Source organism: Canibacter zhoujuaniae (assembly GCF_011752005.1).
Taxonomy (GTDB): Bacteria; Actinomycetota; Actinomycetes; order Actinomycetales; family Microbacteriaceae; genus Canibacter; species Canibacter zhoujuaniae.
Map to the genome: position 1 here is coordinate 1 of NZ_JAAIJZ010000004.1, position 16,621 is coordinate 16,621.

The following is a 16,621-nucleotide window of genomic DNA, read 5'->3' on the forward strand; positions in this document are numbered from 1 at the left end:
GTTCAGGCAACCGCTCAGGCGCAGGCACACCAGCAAGAGCTTCCTTCCAAGCAAGCTCAAACTTAACACCCGGCCCCGGATCAACACCCGCAACAGTCTTCAACACCTTCACAACACCAACCGTCGGGGTGAGGCCGGCATTGCGAATATCGTGACGGTGGTTAGGGGTTAGAGTGAACTTCTCAGTTGCTCCCGAGTTGCCGCGCACATCTTTCACGTGGTTGGCAATATTGGCAGCACCATCACCAAGAGTGGTGAACCTCTCACGCTCGTTCTTTGTGAAATTCACAAGGTAGTCACCACGGGCATAGACATCGAAGCTGTATTCGCCGTTGTCTCCGCTCTGCACCGCTGGAATCGGGGCGCCATCCGGATGCTTGGCGGGAGTGCCGTCAGCATTTACCAGTTCGACCGTGTATCCCGGCAGCAGAGGCTCATCAGCGTCACGATTACCGTTTTGGTTAAGGTCGTGGAACACAATGCCACTAACACTGTAGTCAACCACTTCAGAGCGCACCGAGTTGCCCTGCAGGTAGTTTACGCCGTCACGCGACATTGCAACAGTATTAACAGCCTTCACACCGCTATCAAGCGCCCGAGTTTCGGCAGTAAACGGTATTTTAGCCTGCGCCACGATGGACACATCAGTAGTCGCAGGAATAGCCGCACCCTCTTTCAGGTCGGCACGAATGCTCTTCACCTGTGCCCAAGCATCTGCGGTATCACCAAAAGCAGCGACAAACTCATCTTTGGTGTACCAGCGCGAATCTCGCACTGAGGCAAGAATATCCCCGCTCTTGGCCTGCTCAGTTACTGAATACATGAAAGTAAACAGATCGTTTGCCGAACGGTCAACACCCCGCTGCACGGTATTATTCTGTTCCACATCCTCTAGCGCACTAACAAGCGGTGTGACATATGCGGAGTGGGTAACAGTTTCTACCGTGCCATCGGCGTTCACCTTCTGCCAGGTGCGCGGTGAATAGACGCGTTCATTGGGGCTGTCGGCTGTATAACCGTCAACAATTGAATAATCCTCAAGCGACGGCACAACATCAATCAAATGCAGACTAGAGACAGGAAGCCTGTCACCATTGGATACTTCGAGACGATAGAACAAATCACCGCCTAGATCTTGCACGGGCGCGTCAAAACTCCAGTTTTTGCCGTCCACAGAAACATACTTCTTTGCAAGCACTTCAAGCGGTGGCACAAAATTCACATAACGCGTGTTGTGCAGGAAGAATTCCTCTCGATCACCGTCTCCGTCAAGATCGAGTTCGTCGCGATAGCCACCCGCGCCATTAACATCAGAAGCCCGAGGGCTGCCGTAATCGGTGTTGTTCTGCCAGGTCCAGAAGAAATCAATCTCGTTTCTGCCCTGTTTTGCATACAGTGTGGTGTCAAGCACCAGCTCAACTTTTGCAACTTCTCGATTTCCCTGCGGTTTTAACTCCTTCGGGAACTCATAGATCAAACCGGTGCGACCCGTGTTCAAATAGTTAGGCACAACCTTCGGTTCAATATAACTGTCTCCAGTTCTATGTGGATAATGAGACCACCCGTTATATTGCGTATATATCGTGTTAACGTACTCAACACCCGGCGGCAGCAGCACAACACCCTCTAACCCGGTAAAAGTTTCCTGATTGGTGAAACTAGTACTGTTAAACGGCTGGTATGAAAAATTAAACTTCTTCATGCGGCCACAGTTATCTGGAGTAAGTTGCCTTCCTGCGGGAACCTCAGCCTCACAGTTTATATAGGGCACTAGATCATAGTTGCTGTTCGCAACCATCCGAACACGCGGATCAGAGGACGACACCCTAACCGCGTTCTGGTTACTATCCGTCCTAGTCTCAACCGGAAAGTTAGTTATTGCCTTACCGTCAGTGTAGGTTACAGTGCCGTCGGTATTAACGTTCTCAATCAGTTCGTACTGCACACGCTGGAAAGTGAAATCTGCGTGGTTATCATACTGCTCTGCGGTGTAATCACCCTTTGCCCAACGCGCCCACTCAGCTTCATTCGGAAGGGCGTAGAGATTTAATTCCACGTCAAAGTTATCAAGCTGCAGCGGGCCATTTTTAAACCGCAGTTTTAGCTCATTAAACGCCCGCCCCCTGTCATTAATTGTGACAGGCTCACCCAATGAGGTAATCTCAGCGATTTCTGTTTCAGTGCCATCAGGGCCGACCCCTACGAGATAGGGGCGCGCAGTCAAAACTCTTGCCTCAGCCTCATCTCTTGTTAAATAGGTTCTTTGTGCGTTAATCGCACCAACTCTTAAGCGTGCTTCGTTAAAGTAGAGTCGCGGGTCTAGATTGTAGTCTCGAATTTCACTCAGCTCGGTAATTTGACCACCACGCGCCGGTGAGGTGTGCTCGAAGTTTGCGCCATTATTCTGATCTCTTACACTGAGCTCCCAAGTAAAACCGTCTCCAGAACGGTCAAAACTCCGATTAAGGCCTGCATAACGGTGGAAAAACTTACCGTTGCTATAAACATAATTGTTATACGGAACGTTTTTTGAAGTGTAGATAGTTTGGCTAGAGTGGAAAAAAACACGTCGCTCGGTTATGCGATACGCATGATCCCACTTCACCTCAGGCAGCACTTTTTCACTGGGTAGACCCTGATCGATAGTAGTAACTGCTCGGTTTCGGTAAATTACCGCATTGGAGTAGTCACTTCGCACCGGCTGACCATCAGTTGACACAGGCAGACCGGTATAGGTCAGCCGTATGTAATCACAGATCTCGTTCTTATCTTCTGAGAGCTGAACCGTTTTTGAGGCCGACTTACCGTCTTCGGCGAGCACCCAATCACGGTTCGTAGAATGAGTCGTATCAAGAGTTGCACCCTCAGGGAAGTAGTCCACTATGGTTGCGGTTGTGCCGCGATAGACGCCGACACCCCTATCTTCGCCGGGCAGAGGCACATTAGTCACACACAATCTGTACCGTACCGTATTACCATACAAGGAGAGATTGGCTTCACCAAAGTCTCCTGGCACCTTCGTGACATTCTCTAGTGTCTTTTCAGCAGACCACTCATCATTGTGAGTAATTGTGGGACTAAATATATAGATACCGCCCTCACCGCGGACCGTCTGCCCTGCACTATCTGGATGCCAGCTATACGCCTGCCCCTCTTTACGTGAGGTGTATTCAGAACTCGCACGCCCCGTAAAAGTAACCGACTGCTCCCGCAAAACCTCACCCGCAGCGTCACGCACAGAAGCGTTTACCGTCGCAGTGGTGCCGTCTGGGGTAACAAAATTCTTGAACTGAAACGGGAAAGGATACTCATAAGAGTTAGACCCCTCGAGCGCCTTAAAAGTGTATTCTATCCACCACTTCTCAGGGTCTTCACCACGCTCTGTTTTCTCTGCGAAAGCAGAGCTTGGAAAAGCCGGATCCGCAATATATTTATCGTCGGTGTTGGGGTTAGCCGGATCTACCGGATTGCCCTTCAACACCTCAACGCGCACAACCGCATGCGGGATGGGATCCAGATTGCTCGTCTCAAGACGCACACTCGCCGGGATGCTCTCACCCGAAGGGTATTCCAACCTCGGCTGCAAACCATCCTGAATAACACTGTCAGAGGTGCCTAACCGCATCACCAGGTCTTGTGCCTCCACTGCCTGCGCTGCGGGGATAGCAGCGGGGCCGACAACGCCAGCAGCAACCAGCACCAACCCTAAAACAGCTACCAGTAGCCGCTTTAAGACAGCAGAAAATCGTGTCTTGGAAACTTCAGTAGACATAGGGGTACCTTCATCTGGGGGACAAATAACTCAAGTATACTCCCCCCCCCCCCGGTAATCATGAAAAGGAACTTACAGCGCAGTTTTGACTGCGCTGTGGCGAGAGCAGCAAAAGGTTATTCCAGGTTCACCTTCAGAAACGAAAAACCCCCGTGATCTCAACGAAATCACGGGGTGATTGTGGACCCTGGGAGAATCGAACTCCCGACATCTTGCTTGCAAAGCAAGCGCTCTACCAACTGAGCTAAGGGCCCGCTGTCAGTGACAACTCGAATACTCTAACACGAGTTGAAAAGCGCACGCAAGCTAGTCTATCTCGCTCGGCGTGTCGCCCGACTAGACGGCAAAGTAAATTTTCCGGATGCGCTCGGTGACCGTCCACTTTGTGCGCGTGCCTGCAACAAGTCGCACAACATCACCGGCGGCCACTGTGAGCACACGGCCAGTTTCCGCCGGGTGCCCGGGCACCTCTAGCAGCTCAATAGTTGCGGCACCAGAGATGACAACAAAAATCTCATCGATTTCAGTGTCTGTCACTTCGCCGGCAGAAAGCTCCCAAATGCCAACCTCAGTTGTTGCGCCAGCTCTCGCACCGGTAGTGCCCAACTCCAAAACACCCTGGCGAGGGGACCCGCTAACCACGCTGGCCACCTCCACATCGTGCAGCTCAACACTTTCCGTCAGCGCATTAACAACCCCGTTTACGCCCTCGGGCATCGCGATGCTCATGAATCAAACCCCATCCCCACAGCATCCATGGTTTTTAAAAATAGGTTGCGCTTCCCGTCGTTGCGATCCGCCCGATCAAAAGACCAGCGGAACATGTTTACTCCGACAGCGGCGAACGGTTCCGGTGGGAACGGCAGCGGCACCTCCTTCACCATATTCAGTTCGGTGCGCTCAGTCTTGCGCCCGGCAAAACGGTCGACAATCACATCTGCGGCAAAGTGCGTGGCGCCGACACCAAGACCGGTAAAACCCGCAACATACTGAATGCGCCCACCAAAGGCCTCACCAAAGAAAGCGCAGAAACGGGTGCTTGAATCAATCACACCCGCCCACCGGTGTGTGAAGCGCAGACCCGCAAGCTGCGGGAAAGTTGTAAAGAAGTGCGAAGCCAGTTTGTTAAAGGTCTCAGCGCGATCCTCATATTTACGGCGGATCTTACCGCCAGCATGATAAACCGCATCATAGCCGCCCCACAGAATTCTGTTCTCTTTAGTGAGGCGAGAATAGTGGAACTGGTTTGCCAGATCGCTCAGGCCCTCACGACCCTCCCACCCGATAGCGGCAAGCTGCTCATCAGTCAGCGGCTCTGTCATCAACACATAGTCATAAACCGGAATAGTGTGAAAGCGATAGCGCTTTAACAGCGCAGGGAACACATTCGTGCACAGCGCCACACGGTCTGCGGCAACGCTCGCACCCTGCAACTGCAGGCGGATCGGCGCATCCCCAGATTTTGCGGTTACAAGATCTAAAACACGAGAGTTTTCATAGATCTCAACACCTATTTTCGCGGCGTGACGTGCCAGCCCGTAAGCAAGTTTTGCGGGATGCACAATAGCGTTTTCGCGTGCAGAATACATGCCGCCAAGGAAGGTCGGCGAGTTGATTCTGCTGCGCACCCCCTCAGTATCTAACAACACAGTATCGGTGGCTGCTGCATCCTCAGGATCTTCGCCCTCAAGGTATGCGAGCTGATACTCTTCGTTTGCCACCTCAAGCGCGCCGGTGCGCTCCCAATCGGCATCGATGTCGTTCTCGATCAGGAACTTTTCGATCGCATCAAGATTTTCAACGCCCAGCCGGTGCAACTGCGCAAGCTCATCCGGCCAGCGCGCCTCAGCGTTAGGCTCACCGTGCGTGATGCTCGCTTCGCAAAAACCACCGTTGCGCCCGGAGGCCGCCCACCCGATACGCTTTGCTTCAAGCAGCACAACTTTCGCATCAGGATGCTCTGTCTTTAGTTTGATAGCCGTCCAAAGCCCGGCATAGCCGCCGCCCACAACCGCGAAATCTGCGAGAATATCCTCATCGAGTTGGGCGTAGTGCGGCGCGTTCGGCTGCGCATCTTCCAGCCAAAAGCAAGAGAGTTTTGAATTCTCTAGCGAGGCATCGACAACGCTCATATCCGGCTTATTAGCTTCAAAAACAGTCTGCTTCACGTCTCTAGCTTATCGCCATAAAAATAAAAACCCGCGATCTCTCGCGGGTTTAATGGTGGGCCTACCTGGACTTGAACCAGGGACCTCTTCATTATCAGTGAAGCGCTCTAACCGCCTGAGCTATAGGCCCGTAACCAAGGATTTACTTTACACGAACAATAGCAGATTGCGCAAACTGCAAACGGAGAGTCTCGGAGTGTTGCGCCGCGACCCAAGTCTTAAGCACGGGGCGATCTTGCGGATCAGGAACGGTTACCCTGATCCGCAAGCAAATTAATTGCTGGTAAAGCCCAACTGGAACCCGCCGAGCGCGCGCACCAGTGAGTTGTAAATAACCGCTGCAAGCCCACCAAGCGCGGTGCCAACTACGGTGTTCAAAAGACCGCAGATAAGCGCAAAACCCATCACCTGCGGCAGCCCTAAGATATTCGCAATATCAAACTGTGTGCCGGCCGCATCTGATAGCAGACCAGAGATGCGATCGAATACGCCGGTCTGCAACAGAACGAGATAAATAAGCGCAGTTGCAACAACAGCCGCCACAGCCAAACACAGTGAAATCACAAAAGAGTATTTCACCGCCGACCAGAAATCAACATAAGCAAGCTTAAGTCGAACCTGTTTTGCTGGAGCACGGCGGCGTGCCTTGGTAGCAAGCTGTTCAGCTACTTCTTCATTCATTTAATTTCCCAGTTCTTAAACGGTTTCTTCGGTTTCTACGGCTGCTGTGTCTGCATCAGCCACAGCATCTAAGCCGCGCTCAGGGTTGCGGGCGATACCTATAATCTTGTCACCTTCAGGGAAGCGCGCGAAAACGACACCCATTGTGTTGCGGCCCTTTGCAGGCACTTCATTTACATTAGAGCGTACTACTTTACCGCTCTGCAGCACGACAAGCACCTCATCAGTCTCATCAACAATGCAGCCGCCCACAAGATCACCGCGTGCCTCATCAAGCTTGGCAACCTTGATACCAAAGCCGCCACGCTGCTGCACACGATATTCATCAACTGCGGTGCGCTTAGCATAGCCGCCCTCTGTGACAACAAACACATAACCGTCATCTGCCACTGTTGCCGCGCTCAGCAGCTCATCACCGGCGCGGAATTTCATGCCGCGCACACCGCTGGTCGAGCGGCCCATCGGGCGCAGGGCGTCATCGTTTGCGTTAAAACGCACGCTCATACCCTGCTTTGAGATCAACAGCACATCATCGGTGTTTGCAGCAACCAGAGCCTGCACTAGCTCGTCACCATCGCGCAGCTTAATGGCGATAATCCCGCCGGTGCGGTTGGTGTCATACTCTGGCAGCGCGGTTTTCTTCACCAGACCGTCACGCGTAGCTAACAGCAGATACTTATCTGCGTGATATGCGTCAAGCTCAAGGATCTGCGTTACCTGCTCATCCGGTGCCAGTGCGAGCATATTTGCAAGGTGCTGACCCTTCGCATCACGGCCTCCCTCAGGCGCCTCCCACGCTTTCGCACGGTAAACCCGGCCCGTGTTGGTGAAGAACAGCAGCCACTGGTGGGTGGTGGTCACGAAGAAGTGCTCAACGATATCGTCTGAGCGCAGTGCCGCGCCCTTAACGCCCTTACCGCCGCGGTGTTGCGAGCGATAGTTGTCGATCCGGGTGCGCTTAATGTAACCACCACGGGTAACGGTGACAACCATTTCCTCCTCTGGAATGAGGTCTTCCACCGACATGTCGCCGTCAAAACCGTGCATAATTTCGGTGCGTCGCTCATCACCATAGCGCTTCACAATATCGTCAAGCTCGGCAACAATAATCGCACGCTGCTTGGTCGGATCGGCGAGAATACCTTCGTATTCTTTAATCTGCGCCTCGAGCTTTGCCGCGAGATCCATAATTTTTTGACGTTCCAGCGCAGCGAGACGGCGCAGCTGCAGCGCGAGAATTGCGTCAGCCTGGATTTCGTCAACACCGAGCAGCTGCATGAGCCCCGCCCGCGCCTCGTCAACCGTCGGTGAGCGGCGGATCAGCGCAATAACCTCATCAAGGGCATCTAGCGCTTTCAGGTAGCCACGTTGAATATGCGCCTCAGCCTCTGCTTTTTGCAGGCGGAACTTTGTGCGACGCACGATCACCTGCACCTGGTGGTGCGCCCAGTTGGTGATGAAACCGTCGAGCGAGAGAGTGCGCGGCACACCGTCAACAATCGCCAGCATGTTAGCGCTGAAGTTTTCCTGCAACTGTGTGTGCTTATAAAGATTATTCAGCACCACCTTTGCTACCGCGTCGCGCTTTAACACGATAACGAGCCGCTGCCCGGTGCGACCGGATGACTCATCGCGGATATCCGCAATGCCCTGAATGCGCCCCTCTTTTACGAGATCAGCGATTTTTACTGCGAGGTTATCGGGGTTTACCTGATACGGCAGTTCGGTTACCACCAGGCAGGTGCGACCCTGAATCTCTTCAATATTGACAACCGCCCGCATAGTAATTGAACCGCGGCCGGTGCGATACGCCTCACGAATCCCTTTAGTGCCCAGAATCTGTGCGCCGGTTGGAAAGTCTGGGCCCTTCACACGCTCGATCAGCGCTTCAATTAGTTCTTCTTTGCTCGCGTCTGGGTTTTCGAGGTGCCATTTTGCTGCCTCTGATATTTCACGGAGATTGTGCGGCGGAATATTTGTTGCCATTCCCACGGCGATACCGACCGAGCCGTTCACCAGAAGGTTTGGGAAGCGCGCGGTGAGCACGGTCGGCTCCTGTGTGCGGCCGTCGTAGTTGTCCTGAAAATCGACAGTGTCTTCGTCGATGTCGCGCACCATCTCCATAGCGAGCGGCGCCATCTTAGTTTCGGTGTAACGGTGTGCGGCGGCGCCATCGTTACCGGGGGATCCGAAGTTACCCTGGCCGAGTGCGAGCGGGTAGCGCAGCGACCACGGCTGCACAAGACGCACAAGGGTGTCATAGACCGCACTGTCACCGTGCGGGTGGAACTGCCCCATCACGTCACCAATAACGCGCGTGCACTTTGAAAAAGCTTTGTCTGGGCGGTAGCCGCCGTCGTACATCGTGTAAATCACGCGGCGGTGCACCGGCTTGAGACCGTCCCTAACGTCAGGAAGCGCACGCCCCACGATCACGCTCATCGCGTAGTCGAGGTAGCTGCGCTGCATCTCGAGTTTTAGGTCGACCTGTTCAATATTGCCGTGATCGTGCTCACTGCCATTGGTTTCTGGCGTGTAGTTGTCACTCACGTTGCCACCCTCAGTTTCATTATTAGATGTCAAGGAAACGCACATCCTTCGCGTTTTGCTGGATGAAACCACGACGGGCTTCAACGTCTTCGCCCATCAAGGTTGCAAAAATTTCATCTGCGGCGGCGGCATCGTCCATGCTCACCTGCAGCAGCGTGCGAGATTCAGGGTTCATTGTGGTTTCCCACAACTCTTCGTGGTTCATTTCACCAAGACCCTTATAGCGCTGCACGCCCGACTCTTTCATAAGTCGCTTACCGGCGCCGCGCCCCGCTTCGAGAACACTGTCACGCTCTTCGTCGCTGAAAACAAACTCGTGCTCTGCGTTTGCCCATTTAATTCGATACAGTGGCGGCTGCGCCAGGTAAACATAGCCCTGCTCAATCAATGGGCGCATGTAGCGGAACAGCATTGTTAATAGCAGTGTCGTGATGTGCTGACCGTCAACGTCAGCATCGGCCATCAACACGATCTTGTGATAGCGTGCCTTCTCAATATTGAAATCTTCGCCGATACCGGCACCGAATGCCGTGATCATCGCCTGAATTTCACTGTTATTGAGTGCGCGATCGAGACGCGCCTTCTCAACATTTAGAATTTTGCCGCGCAGTGGCAGAATCGCCTGAGTTTCAGGGTTGCGGCCGGTTTTAGCCGAGCCACCGGCTGAGTCACCCTCCACAATAAAGATTTCTGAAATACTCGGATCTTTGCTGGAGCAGTCTGCAAGCTTGCCGGGCATTCCGCCAGACTCGAGCACACCCTTACGGCGGGCTGTTTCACGTGCTTTGCGTGCCGCAAGTCGCGCTGTAGCTGCGCTGATCGCCTTGCGCACAATCATTTTTGCGTCAGCCGGGTGTGAGTCGAGCCAGTCGGTGAGTTGTTCAGTCACAATGCGCTGCACAAAACCCTTTGCCTCGGTGTTGCCGAGTTTAGTTTTGGTTTGACCCTCAAACTGCGGCTCATTCAGCTTGACAGAGATAACTGCTGTGAGCCCTTCGCGAACATCGTCACCAGAAAGATTGTCGTCCTTTTCTTTCAAAAGACCTTTGTCACGCGCATAGCGATTCATAAGTGAGGTTAGCGCCGCACGGAAGCCCTCTTCGTGTGTGCCACCCTCATGCGTGTTAATGGTGTTTGCGTAGGTGTGCACACTCTCTGAATAAGCGGTGGTCCACTGCATCGCAATTTCAGCGGAGATCGTTTTATTTTTATCTTCTGATTCAAACGAAATGATCTCATCATGCACAAGCTCGGCACGCTTCGCTTTATTGAGGTGCGCGACGTAGTCTTGAATACCGTTCTCGTAATAGAATTCGTTGCGCGGTGGCTCAGGGGTTACCAGCTCACCGTCTTCATTTTCAACCGGTTCTTGCGCACGCAGGTCGGTAAGTGTGATGCGCAGACCCTTATTTAGGAACGCCATCTGCTGGAAGCGTGCCCTGAGCGTTTCATAATCGAAAATGATGGTTTCAAAAATGTCTGCGCTCGGCCAGAACCGAATCTTGGTGCCTGTTTCGTCGGTGGCTTCGCGTTTTTCAAGCGGCGCATCTGTCACGCTCTTGGTAAACGACATGCCCCATTTGTAGCCCTGCCGTTTAACCTCAACCTCCATGCGCTCAGACAGCGCGTTTACAACTGATGATCCAACACCGTGCAAACCGCCTGACACTGCATACCCACCACCGCCGAACTTACCGCCAGCGTGCAGCACGGTGAGCACAACCTCAACAGTGGATTTGCCCTCAGTTGGGTGCGTATCCACCGGAATACCGCGGCCGTTGTCGATAACCTCAACGCCGCCATCTGCCAAAATTGTGACGTGAATGGTGTCACAGTAACCGGCTAGCGCCTCATCAACGGAGTTGTCAACAATTTCATAAACCAGGTGGTGCAAACCGCGGGGACCGGTAGAACCGATGTACATACCCGGGCGCTTTCTAACAGCCTCGAGACCCTCGAGCACCTGAATTGACTGGGCTCCGTATTCAGGCTTCTGGGCTTCTTCGTTTGCGGTCGAATTCATGCAGCTAACTTCTCTTTCAGAAATGACCCTTGAGAGGCCAAACATAACCCTGGGGGCACAATTACCCTAATCCTATCAAAATTAGGGCCTCCTAGGGGCTTTTTTAAGCTGTCTAGTGGGTGATTTTTGGGATAGTGAGACTCTGATTTTTACCCGTAAGTATCGCGTGGCCCTCTGCCCGGCACAACGCGCCTGCCGTGCCGCCATGAAACGGTGCCCGGTGCCTTCACCTCAACCGTGCGCACCTGGGCATCCGGGTATTCCTCTTTCAAGCGCTTCACAATGGTGCTGCTGAGCAGCCGTAATTCAGTCGCCCACGCGGTGGAGTCACACGCAACCACTAATTTGCCGTTAACTAAACCCTGCACTTCTGTGTGGGCCGCTACATTTGAGCCGACGATTTTTTCCCAGTTCGCAACAACTGCAGCATTTGCTAACCGCACCGTGAAGCCTTCGCGCTGCATAAACGAGTCGACTATCTTCCCGATCGGTTGTGGATCCCGCCCTCGCTCAAACGGTTGCGTTTTTGCCCGCTGCTGATTTTCCACGCGGCGCATCTCATCAACTGTTTTGCGGGTGCCACCCCACACTTTGACACTCAGCAAATACTGCTCTTCCAGGCGGCGGCGAATTTTGTCGTTCATTCAACACCGGCCTTTGCAAAAACAGTTTGCGGATCAGCGCTAACCTCTGATTTAACCAACCGGCCACCGCTAATAATAAAAGTCTGCCAGGGCATGCCCGATGGAATATCTGCGGCAACAGCGGCGGTTATGATCACCTGCTCATAGTCACCGACAGCCGTCATCAAACTTTCGCGTCGTTTGGCATCAAGCTCAGCAAAAACATCGTCAAGAATCAAAACCGGGTCTTCGCTATTAAGCTCGGCACGCATAAGTTCAGCTATTGCCAGTTTCAGACTGAGTGCAACCGACCATGATTCACCATGACTTGCATACCCCTTCACAGGTAGGCCGTTTAGCTCTAACTGTAAATCATCACGGTGCGGGCCAATCAGTGTTTGACCACGCTCAATTTCAGCTCTTTCCAGGCGGTCAAGCTGAAATTTAAAATCCGCGCTCAATGTTTCACGTGAAACATTGCTCAAGTGATCAAAAACCTCAGAGCCATCTACCCCCGCGTATGCCCCCGCAACATAGGGGCGTGATTCTTTTGCTGTTGCGGTTTCATAAAGGGCTAATCCCGGTCTGTGATCCGCCCCAACAAGACCCTTATAAGCTTCTTTTAAATAAGGCAGTAAATCATCAACAAGCCGCCGCCGTTCCGCCATCACCCGTGTGCCCAAAAGCAGCAGATGAGAATTCCAAAATTCCAGATTCTCCCGAAACCCTGACTGGTGTGGATTGCCGCGAATAGCGCGCAATAGCGATGACCGTTGTTTTACAACGCGTTCGTATTCTTGTAACACCCCGGCAAAAATCGGATTGCGACTAACAATTGCAGAGTCTAGAAAACTGCGCCGCGCACTCGGCTCGCCGCGCACTATTTGTAAATCTTCAGGAGCAAAAACAACTGTTGTGAGGTAGCGTGTGAGCTCGCGTGGGGCAATAGAGTTACCGTTGAGCTGAGCTTTTTTGCCGCGCCCACTCTGGAGCTGCACATCCATTGCTTTTGTTGAGCCGGTGTGTGCAACAGTAACTCTTAAAACTCCGGTGTTCTCACCCGCTTTTAAAAGCGGCGCATCACTCGATACACGATGTGATGAGAGTGAGTCAAAATAGGCAATACCCTCAATTAAGTTGGTTTTGCCCTGCCCGTTATGGCCAAGAATTAGAACTTTGCCCGCATCAAACTCAACCTCCAAATTTTCATAATTTCGGAAGTTGTGTAACTCTAATCTCTTAATCCACATGTGCCTAGAAGGCGCAAACTTTTATCGCTGCAAGAGATTTGGCTGCAATAGATAGCGGAAACTAGTGTCGTCAGCCGAGTCTTTGCTGCGCTGCCCTGAGATTAACACCGGGCCAGGCTTTCCTGGCACGCTCGTTGCAGTGAATGCAATACGAGTAAATTCACTGTTTGCGCCGTTTAAGCCGTCGCGAAGAAAACTAGGGCGCAGTGAAATAACCACATCGTCACCTACGAGGTGTGTGTCAACCGACTGTGTTGCGCGACCGGCCTCGCCGCCTGTTCCTTCGAGAGTCACCTGCCCGTCAACAAAGTTAAATCTGACAGCTGCGTGCTGCTCAACAACGATTGAAACTAGATCTACTGCCTGGCGCAGGTCACCGGTGTTAATAACCGCGAAGTTTTCAACCGTCTCTGGAAACAGACGCTCAACCGGCGGGTAGTTACCAGAAATCAGTGTCGAGGTTATTGACCTGCCATCACCAATGAATCCGATGAGCTGCCGATCACCGTTTTTCTGGATCACAATTTTAATAGTTTCGGCTTTCGCCAAAAGCTTTGAGACCTCATGAATGACCTTTGCGGGCACCAAAGCTTCGTGCTCTGTTTCAGCATCGTGATTTTCCCAATCAATCCCGCGCATCGCAACCCGGTAGCGGTCTGTTGCGGTTAGGGTCAGCACGTTTTCTTTTGTTTTTAAGTGCACACCGGTAATAACGGGGGTTACATCTTCGCTTGATGCAGCAGGAAATACTTGATTTACCGCAGTAACAAAATCAGAGCCGCGCACTTCACCTGTAATCTCTGTCAGGTCTGGAATTGCTGGATATTCTTCAACCGGCATTGCTGGCAAATTAAATGAAGCAGCCCCAGAGCTAATTTGCAACTGGTTTGCGACCAGCTCAAGTTCAACCGTATCGCCCGGCAGCTTATTTGCAATTGTTGCAAGCAATCGCCCCGCAACTAGAACACGACCAGATTCATTAATCTCAGCCTGCACAGTTGTTTTTGCTGACACCTCAAAGTTAAAAATTGAGAATGTGACGTTGCCATCGTGTGCCTCAAGCAGAATGCCACCGAGAATTGGCTGTGCTGCACGTGCTGGCAACATTGCTACTGGAAAACCAACAGCTTCTGCAAACACTTCACGGTTCATGCTAAAACGCATTGCGATGCTCCTATATTTAAGTGCTTGAAACCCAACACACTGAATGTAACTGTCTTTAATTTTTACATACGTGTATGTGATTTTGTAATTTCCCTTGGGTGACAAGGACTAACGAAAAATTTGATCAGCTTTGTAAATAACAGTTAGTAGTAATAGGGGCTGTGGATACTGTTGATAACTAGCTTGTGCCCTTAAAAATCAATTGAACTACACATTTGTAAGTTGTTTATTAACAGTTAATAGCAATGTTTACCGCTAAATTACGCAGATGTAATTAGTTGTCCACAATCCACAGATTGTAGGTGTTAATACACAAAAAGTCACAGAAAATTTTGGTTATCCACAGGTGCCGTGTTTAAATCACGATTTTTGGAATAAATAATTAAGTTGGGCATGAGCTGTTTAAGAAGCTAAATTCTCTATTTTCCCGGTGATTTGATTCGTGTTGTGAGCTCTGAGATTGTTGTGTAAACCTTCGCATCGCTCCCGAGCAGCTGTGAAATTTTCTTTGTTGCGTGTAGCACAGTTGAGTGGTCGCGCCCGCCAAAGAAAGAACCTATTTTGGGCAGTGACAGACTTGTGAGCTCCCTGCACAGATACATCGCAACTTGGCGTGCGAACGCAATATCTTTTGACCTCCCAGGCCCGGTTAGCTCATCATTTGAGACACCAAAATACTTTATGCAGGCATCGATAATCTCTTGCGGTTGAATGTCTGCGGCTGCATCGTCTGGCAGACTGCCTTTTAGTGCGGTTTGCACTAATTCAAGGGTGACATCCTCTTTATGCAAGCTCGCAAACGCAGTAACGCGCAATAGAGAGCCCTCAAGTTCGCGAATATTAGAGGTAATTTTGGAGGCGATGTATTCAAGCACATCGTTACTGAACTGCAGATCGTCACGCTGTGCTTTTTTCTGCAGAATTGCGATACGGGTTTCTAGGTCGGGAACATGAATATCGGTTGATAAGCCCCATGTGAAGCGTGACAGCAAACGCTCTTCAAAACCCTGCAACTCCCGCGGCTGCACATCACTCGTTAAAACCACCTGCCGGTTGCTGTCGTGCATCGCATTAAAAGTGTGGAAAAACGTTTCTTGAGTTTCCATTTTGCCGCTGAAAAACTGCACATCGTCAACAAGCAGAACATTATATTCGCGCCAGCGAGTGTTAAATTCTTGACCTCGACCCTGCGAAATTGAGTTGATGTAGTCGTTGGTAAAGTCTTCAGCATTCACATAACGCACTTTTAGATCAGGGTTTAATTCGAGCGCATGATTACCGATCGCGTGCAACAGGTGTGTTTTACCAAGCCCAGAACTACCGTATATAAAAAGCGGATTGTATGAATTTCCGGGCGCTTCTGCCACGGCCAGCGCGGCTGCGTGCGCAAGATTATTTGTTTGCCCAATAACAAAACTGTCAAATGTGTGTTTTGGATTCAGCTGTGTTTCAAGATTTGGTGTTACAGCGCGAGTTTCAATATTTTGGGGGCGGATCGCCGGCGCTGCTGGATTTACTGTAACCGGTGCAGCAGCTGTTTCTGCCTGTTTTGCAGTTTCTGTGTGCCCCCACGGATTTATCGGTTTTACCTCATTAACTGGGGTGGGATCTTTTGCTATTTCCGGTGCTGCTGTTTTTGGTGTTTCAGAAAGTTCAGGAACTTCTTCGAGATTAATAACTGTAATGTCGTTGAGATTACTGGCCTCGGGGATTTGTTTGAAAGCCTCAATGATTTGCAGCCGCAGGCTCATAATGATACGGTGCGTGAATTTTAGATCGACTTCAAGGAAGAGAAAACCATCTGCGCTGCCCTGTGTGCGAGCAAGACGCAATTGAGCCCAGTATGAGGGTGTGACCGCGTTGTTGCGAAGAATTGCGATAACTTGATCCCAAATGTTTGCTTCAGTGCCCAAAATAATGCCGATCCACAAAGAGTATTAACAGGAGTTATACACAAAATACTGCAAATTATTACCGTTTTTTGGCGCAATTACAGAAAATTGTGGAAAACTATCACGGAGATATCCACAATACCGCGATGCGCGGCGTGGAAGCTAACCGAATTTTTCTGATACTCCACTAACGGCTGATTCTGCAGTTAAATGCGCCGTGTGTTGTGGAATATTTTTGCCATAACAGGGTGTTTACGCTACAGTTAATTATTTGTATGGTGCATATATTTGTGTCGCCTAGATAGTTGCAACCTTAAAAGGTTGTGAATCCAGTCTTATTTTCATGGAGAATTTTTATGAGCAAGCGTACATTCCAGCCAAATAACCGCCGCCGTGCCAAGAAGCACGGCTTTCGCCTGCGCATGCGCACCCGTGCTGGTCGTGCGATTCTAGCTGCACGTCGCCGCAAGGGTCGCAGCAAGCTCAGCGCATAAGCTA

At 51.4% G+C, this 16,621-nt stretch carries 11 protein-coding genes and 2 tRNA genes; 1 reads left to right on the forward strand and 12 read right to left on the reverse strand.

The window, feature by feature from the left end:
* The 12 genes from HCR00_RS06300 to dnaA form a co-directional block, all read right to left on the reverse strand.
* The coding region (locus HCR00_RS06300) for an SdrD B-like domain-containing protein (protein WP_208317315.1) at positions 1–3,772 on the reverse strand (3,772 nt) is incomplete at its 3' end.
* A 181-nt stretch (positions 3,773–3,953) separates the two neighbouring features.
* A tRNA-Ala gene (locus HCR00_RS06305) sits at positions 3,954–4,026 on the reverse strand.
* An 82-nt stretch (positions 4,027–4,108) separates the two neighbouring features.
* Entirely contained in the window at positions 4,109–4,501 is a 393-nt protein-coding gene (locus HCR00_RS06310) for a cupin domain-containing protein (RefSeq protein ID WP_167143786.1), read from the reverse strand.
* Positions 4,498–5,940, reverse strand: a complete 1,443-nt coding sequence (locus HCR00_RS06315; RefSeq protein ID WP_167143789.1) for an NAD(P)/FAD-dependent oxidoreductase — start codon at positions 5,938–5,940, stop codon at positions 4,498–4,500. The genes HCR00_RS06310 and HCR00_RS06315 overlap by 4 nt, the downstream gene beginning before the upstream one ends.
* A 53-nt stretch (positions 5,941–5,993) precedes the next feature.
* Positions 5,994–6,070, reverse strand: a tRNA-Ile gene (locus HCR00_RS06320).
* Positions 6,071–6,213: 143 nt separating this feature from the next.
* The gene (locus HCR00_RS06325) at positions 6,214–6,621 is read right to left on the reverse strand and encodes a DUF3566 domain-containing protein (RefSeq protein WP_166987848.1); all 408 of its coding nucleotides are present in this window, start codon (positions 6,619–6,621) and stop codon (positions 6,214–6,216) included.
* A 15-nt stretch (positions 6,622–6,636) separates the two neighbouring features.
* A complete protein-coding gene (gyrA, locus tag HCR00_RS06330; RefSeq protein ID WP_167143791.1) occupies positions 6,637–9,216 on the reverse strand; it encodes a DNA gyrase subunit A in 2,580 nt (859 codons plus the stop codon).
* A complete protein-coding gene (gene gyrB, locus HCR00_RS06335; protein ID WP_166987843.1) occupies positions 9,194–11,194 on the reverse strand; it encodes a DNA topoisomerase (ATP-hydrolyzing) subunit B in 2,001 nt (666 codons plus the stop codon). Before gyrB ends, gyrA begins: the two co-directional genes overlap by 23 nt.
* Before the next feature lie 149 nt (positions 11,195–11,343).
* Positions 11,344–11,838 (reverse strand): DciA family protein, encoded by a 495-nt coding sequence (locus tag HCR00_RS06340; RefSeq protein ID WP_167143794.1) that lies wholly within the window; start codon positions 11,836–11,838, stop codon positions 11,344–11,346.
* Entirely contained in the window at positions 11,835–13,067 is a 1,233-nt protein-coding gene (gene recF, locus HCR00_RS06345) for a DNA replication/repair protein RecF (protein ID WP_167143797.1), read from the reverse strand. The genes HCR00_RS06340 and recF overlap by 4 nt, the downstream gene beginning before the upstream one ends.
* Before the next feature lie 21 nt (positions 13,068–13,088).
* Positions 13,089–14,231, reverse strand: coding sequence for a DNA polymerase III subunit beta (dnaN, locus tag HCR00_RS06350; RefSeq protein WP_166987835.1), 1,143 nt, complete (start codon positions 14,229–14,231; stop codon positions 13,089–13,091).
* Positions 14,232–14,650: 419 nt separating this feature from the next.
* Positions 14,651–16,144, reverse strand: coding sequence for a chromosomal replication initiator protein DnaA (gene dnaA, locus HCR00_RS06355; protein WP_243854581.1), 1,494 nt, complete (start codon positions 16,142–16,144; stop codon positions 14,651–14,653).
* 335 nt (positions 16,145–16,479) lie between these two features.
* Here dnaA and rpmH point away from each other — a divergent pair, with 335 nt between their 5' ends.
* Positions 16,480–16,617, forward strand: coding sequence for a 50S ribosomal protein L34 (gene rpmH / locus HCR00_RS06360; RefSeq protein ID WP_166987832.1), 138 nt, complete (start codon positions 16,480–16,482; stop codon positions 16,615–16,617).
* Positions 16,618–16,621 lie beyond the last annotated feature (4 nt).

What these genes read in the sequence shown, in the direction of transcription:
- gyrA (WP_167143791.1), bottom strand. Translation starts at nt 9,216, where the DNA reads ATGTGCGTTTCCTTGACATCTAATAATGAAACTGAGGGTGGCAACGTG.
- HCR00_RS06310 (WP_167143786.1), bottom strand. Translation starts at nt 4,501, where the DNA reads ATGAGCATCGCGATGCCCGAGGGCGTAAACGGGGTTGTTAATGCGCTG.
- dnaN (WP_166987835.1), bottom strand. Translation starts at nt 14,231, where the DNA reads ATGCGTTTTAGCATGAACCGTGAAGTGTTTGCAGAAGCTGTTGGTTTT.
- recF (WP_167143797.1), bottom strand. Translation starts at nt 13,067, where the DNA reads ATGTGGATTAAGAGATTAGAGTTACACAACTTCCGAAATTATGAAAAT.
- gyrB (WP_166987843.1), bottom strand. Translation starts at nt 11,194, where the DNA reads ATGAATTCGACCGCAAACGAAGAAGCCCAGAAGCCTGAATACGGAGCC.
- HCR00_RS06340 (WP_167143794.1), bottom strand. Translation starts at nt 11,838, where the DNA reads ATGAACGACAAAATTCGCCGCCGCCTGGAAGAGCAGTATTTGCTGAGT.
- rpmH (WP_166987832.1), top strand. Translation starts at nt 16,480, where the DNA reads ATGAGCAAGCGTACATTCCAGCCAAATAACCGCCGCCGTGCCAAGAAG.
- HCR00_RS06325 (WP_166987848.1), bottom strand. Translation starts at nt 6,621, where the DNA reads ATGAATGAAGAAGTAGCTGAACAGCTTGCTACCAAGGCACGCCGCCGT.